Consider the following 5,682-nt stretch of genomic DNA (forward strand, 5'->3'; position numbering starts at 1 on the left):
AACATGGTTTTTACCATGTTTTTATTTGTGTTTCGTTTATAGCACCCCAAAGACGAAACCCCCTTCAGATTTGAAGGGGGTAGATATAGGGGGAGCTGACGATGACCTACTTTCACATGGGCGAACCACACTATCATTGGCGTATTGTTGTTTCACTTCTGAGTTCGGGAAGGGATCAGGTGGGACCAACAAGCTATAATCGTCAGCGAAAAGGGATAGAGAAATGATAATTATTAAGATTGTTTTAACTTGTAAAGTGAACCAATCAAGGCGTGATATTAAATCGTTAGATCTACAAACACACTTAAGCGTTGTATAGTCAAGCCAAACGAGCAATTAGTATTGGTTAGCTACACACATCACTGTGCTTCCACACCCAACCTATCAACGTCGTCGTCTACAACGGCTCTTTAGGGAAATCTAATCTTAAGGTGGGCTTCCCGCTTAGATGCTTTCAGCGGTTATCCCATCCGAACATAGCTACTCGGCAATGCGACTGGCGTCACAACCGAAACACCAGAGGTTCGTCCACTCTGGTCCTCTCGTACTAGGAGCAGATCCTCTCAAATTTCCAACGCCCACGGTAGATAGGGACCGAACTGTCTCACGACGTTCTAAACCCAGCTCGCGTACCTCTTTAAATGGCGAACAGCCATACCCTTGGGACCTGCTTCAGCCCCAGGATGAGATGAGCCGACATCGAGGTGCCAAACACCGCCGTCGATATGAACTCTTGGGCGGTATCAGCCTGTTATCCCCAGAGTACCTTTTATCCGTTGAGCGATGGCCCTTCCATACAGAACCACCGGATCACTAAGACCTACTTTCGTACCTGCTCGACTTGTGGGTCTCGCAGTTAAGCGCGCTTTTGCCTTTATACTCTTCGAACGATTTCCGACCGTTCTGAGCGCACCTTCGTACTCCTCCGTTACTCTTTAGGAGGAGACCGCCCCAGTCAAACTACCCACCATACATTGTCCTTAGATTTGTTAATCTCAAGTTAGAACCCCAACATAACCAGGGTGGTATTTCAAGGTTGGCTCCATAAGGACTGGCGTCCCTACTTCAAAGCCTCCCACCTATCCTACACAAGTTAGGTCAAAGTTCAATGTAAAGCTGTAGTAAAGGTTCACGGGGTCTTTCCGTCTAGCCGCGGGTACACAGCATCTTCACTGCGATTTCGATTTCACTGAGTCTCTGCTGGAGACAGCGCCGCCATCATTATGCCATTCGTGCAGGTCGGAACTTACCCGACAAGGAATTTCGCTACCTTAGGACCGTTATAGTTACGGCCGCCGTTTACTGGGGCTTCGATCAAGAGCTTCGCTTACGCTAACCCCATCAATTAACCTTCCAGCACCGGGCAGGCATCACACCCTATACGTCCACTTTCGTGTTTGCAGAGTGCTGTGTTTTTAATAAACAGTTGCAGCGGCCTGGTATCTGCGACTGCCAACAGCTCAGGAAGCAAGTTCCATCACCATCAGCAGCGTACCTTCTCCCGAAGTTACGGTACCATTTTGCCTAGTTCCTTCAGCAGAGTTCTCTCAAGCGCCTTAGTATTCTCTACCTGACCACCTGTGTCGGTTTCGGGTACGATTTGTTTATGACTATCGCTTAGAAGCTTTTCCTGGAAGCAGGGTATTTGCCACTTCGCTGTACATGTACAGCTTGCTATCAGATCTCAGTAATAGTCTAGCGGATTTGCCTACTAAACCTACCTACATCCTTCCACTTGGACAACCATCGCCAAGCTGGCATAACCTTCTCCGTCCCTCCATCGCATCATAAACAAGTATCGGAATATTAACCGATTTCCCATCGACTACGCCTTTCGGCCTCGCCTTAGGGGTCGACTCACCCAGCCCCGATTAACGTTGGACTGGAACCCTTGGTCTTCCGGCGAACGGGCTTTTCACCCGTTTTGTCGTTACTCACGTCAGCATTCGCTCTTGTGATACCTCCAGCATACCTTACAATATACCTTCATCGGCTTACACAACGCTCCCCTACCACTTAATTGAAACAATTAAATCCGCAGCTTCGGCTCCTAGTTTGAGCCCCGTTACATCTTCCGCGCAGGCCGACTCGACTAGTGAGCTATTACGCTTTCTTTAAAGGGTGGCTGCTTCTAAGCCAACCTCCTAGCTGTCTGTGCCTTCCCACATCGTTTCCCACTTAACTAGGAATTTGGGGCCTTAGCTGGCGGTCTGGGTTGTTTCCCTCTTGACAACGGACGTTAGCACCCGCTGTCTGTCTCCCGGATATCACTCATCGGTATTCGGAGTTTGCATCGGTTTGGTAAGTCGGGATGACCCCCTAGCCGAAACAGTGCTCTACCCCCAATGGTGTTCGTCCGAGGCGCTACCTAAATAGCTTTCGGGGAGAACCAGCTATCACCGAGTTTGATTAGCCTTTCACCCCTATCCACAAGTCATCCCCTGGCTTTTCAACGACAGTGGGTTCGGTCCTCCGGTAACTGTTACGTCACTTTCAACCTGCTCATGGATAGATCACTCGGTTTCGGGTCTATACCCTGCAACTATACCGCCCTATTAAGACTCGGTTTCCCTACGGCTCCCCTATTCGGTTAACCTTGCTACAGAATATAAGTCGCTGACCCATTATACAAAAGGTACGCCGTCACCCAACAAGTGGGCTCCGACTGCTTGTATGCACACGGTTTCAGGTTCTATTTCACTCCCCTCACAGGGGTTCTTTTCGCCTTTCCCTCACGGTACTGGTTCACTATCGGTCAGTCAGGAGTATTTAGCCTTGGAGGATGGTCCCCCCATCTTCAAACAGGATTTCTCGTGTCCCGCCCTACTTAATATGCTTCATATAATGTTTAAAATACTGGACTATCACCATCTACGGTCAGTCTTCCCAAACTGTTCTTCTACATTATATTCAGTCGGCTCCTCCCCGTTCGCTCGCCGCTACTAAGGGAATCTCTATTGATGTCTTTTCCTCGGGGTACTGAGATGTTTCACTTCTCCCGGTTCGCCTCGTATAAATACGATACCTACCTTATGATAGGTGGGTTTCCCCATTCAGATATCGCCGGATCACAGGATATTGCCGCCTCCCCGACGCTTTTCGCAGGCTGTCACGTCTTTCTTCGCCTCTGACTGCCAAGGCATCCACCATGTGCACTTCATTACTTGACTATACAACCTTAAGCATGCTTAATTCGTATAGATAATGGTAACGATCTTAATACCTAGTTTACGCTTGATTCAGTTCTCTTTACTTTTTTGGTGATTATTATTTTGGGATAATCACCAAGGTTAATTATTTACGTTGGATAAATAATTAACCCAGACTCATTTCTCTATGTTGTTATTTAGTTATCTTTACTCTCGTCAAGTAAATATTTTGTCTACATTTAGTAGAAATAAATAAGCTCTTTGTTTATTTAAACTTTTTTATTTCTATCAAATCGTGGTGGAGTTAAGGAGAGTCGAACTCCTGACCTCCTGCGTGCAAGGCAGGCGCTCTACCAACTGAGCTATAACCCCGCTATGTTAAGGCATAGTGGTGGGTCTAATAAGACTTGAACTTATGACCCCTGCCTTATCAAGGCAGTGCTCTAACCAACTGAGCTATAGACCCAATTTCTCAATAAAAAACAACTTGCTGTAGATTCTCTGCTGTCACTGCTTTAAGGAGGTGATCCAGCCGCAGGTTCCCCTACGGCTACCTTGTTACGACTTCACCCCAGTCATCGACCACACCGTGGTAATCGCCCCCTTACGTTAGGCTAACTACTTCTGGTGCAATAGACTCCCATGGTGTGACGGGCGGTGTGTACAAGGCCCGGGAACGTATTCACCGCGGCTTTCTGATCCGCGATTACTAGCGATTCCGACTTCATGGAGTCGAGTTGCAGACTCCAATCCGGACTACGATAGGCTTTTTGAGATTGGCATCACATCGCTGTGTAGCTACCCTCTGTACCTACCATTGTAGCACGTGTGTAGCCCTGGTCGTAAGGGCCATGATGACTTGACGTCGTCCCCGCCTTCCTCCAGTTTGTCACTGGCAGTATCCTTAAAGTTCCCGGCTTTACCCGCTGGCAAGTAAGGAAAAGGGTTGCGCTCGTTGCGGGACTTAACCCAACATCTCACGACACGAGCTGACGACAGCCATGCAGCACCTGTATCAGAGTTCCCAAAGGCACTAAGCTATCTCTAGCAAATTCTCTGTATGTCAAGACCAGGTAAGGTTCTTCGCGTTGCATCGAATTAAACCACATGCTCCACCGCTTGTGCGGGCCCCCGTCAATTCATTTGAGTTTTAACCTTGCGGCCGTACTCCCCAGGCGGTCTACTTATCGCGTTAACTGCGCCACTAAGTAATCAAGTCACCCAACGGCTAGTAGACATCGTTTACGGCGTGGACTACCAGGGTATCTAATCCTGTTTGCTACCCACGCTTTCGAACCTCAGTGTCAGTATGGTGCCAGGGGGCTGCCTTCGCCATCGGTATTCCTCCAGATCTCTACGCATTTCACCGCTACACCTGGAATTCTACCCCCCTCTCATCTACTCTAGCTTAACAGTATCACATGCAGTTCCTAGGTTAAGCCCAGGGATTTCACATGTGACTTATCAAGCCACCTACGCTCGCTTTACGCCCAGTAATTCCGATTAACGCTCGCACCCTCTGTATTACCGCGGCTGCTGGCACAGAGTTAGCCGGTGCTTATTCTGTAGGTAACGTCATCATCATCAGGTATTAATTGATAACTCTTCCTCCCTACTTAAAGTGCTTTACAACCAAAAGGCCTTCTTCACACACGCGGCATGGCTGGATCAGGCTTTCGCCCATTGTCCAATATTCCCCACTGCTGCCTCCCGTAGGAGTCTGGGCCGTGTCTCAGTCCCAGTGTGGCTGATCATCCTCTCAGACCAGCTATGGATCGTCGCCTTGGTAAGCCCTTACCCCACCAACTAGCTAATCCAATTTAGGCTCATCTCATAACAACAGCATAAATGCCATCTTTCCCCCGTAGGACGTATGCGGTATTAATTTGGGTTTCCCCAAGCTATCCCCCATTATGAGGCAGATTCCTAAATATTACTCACCCGTTCGCCACTAATCATATCTAGCAAGCTAGATACTCATCGTTCGACTTGCATGTGTTAAGCCTGCCGCCAGCGTTCAATCTGAGCCATGATCAAACTCTTCAGTTTAATCTTTCTTCTTTGAGTCGCTTTTTATCATAATAGTCACTATCATGACATTAATACAACTCAGACTCTTCTTATACTGCCTGCTCAAATAAACTTACGAAAGTTCTCTTCTGTACAATTTATATAAAAAGATTTTTTTATCTTATATCTTATTCGTAACAGAGAAAATCTACACAAGTTGTTTTCTATTTCATCTCTTTTATTGAATTATCTAACTATGTCTTCCATATGTCAGATTAGGTCGCATATTCTATCACAGTTTTTTAAGCTGTCAAGAACTTTTTTCGCTTTTTTTGTTTTCTTTTTTATGCTTTTTTTTATTTTCTTTTTTAAAAAAAAATAAATATTTAATATAAAAAAGATTTCTCTTTGAAAGAAAGCTCGCTATACCTTATACTTTCGCTTTGCCCCTATCGTGGGTGCGTATTATATAGTCTTTTTAATTCCAGTCAAGCAGTTTTTGTGAAAAAAATCGGGTTTTTTG

2 tRNA genes and 3 rRNA genes are annotated in these 5,682 nt (G+C 46.6%); all 5 read right to left on the minus strand.

The features are described 5' to 3' along the window. Positions 1-93: 93 nt before the first annotated feature. Positions 94-207, minus strand: a 5S ribosomal RNA gene (rrf, locus tag A3G3_RS0108770). 108 nt (positions 208-315) lie between these two features. Continuing rightward, positions 316-3,170, minus strand: a 23S ribosomal RNA gene (locus A3G3_RS0108775). 275 nt (positions 3,171-3,445) lie between these two features. Further along, positions 3,446-3,521, minus strand: a tRNA-Ala gene (locus tag A3G3_RS0108780). A gap of 17 nt (positions 3,522-3,538) precedes the next feature. Then, positions 3,539-3,615, minus strand: a tRNA-Ile gene (locus tag A3G3_RS0108785). Between the two features lie 50 nt (positions 3,616-3,665). Beyond that, positions 3,666-5,198, minus strand: a 16S ribosomal RNA gene (locus A3G3_RS0108790). Together the 16S, 23S and 5S rRNA genes with 2 tRNA genes alongside form the textbook arrangement of a ribosomal RNA operon. Positions 5,199-5,682: the final 484 nt, after the last annotated feature.

The organism is Moraxella boevrei DSM 14165 (assembly GCF_000379845.1).
GTDB classification, from domain to species: Bacteria; Pseudomonadota; Gammaproteobacteria; order Pseudomonadales; family Moraxellaceae; genus Faucicola; species Faucicola boevrei.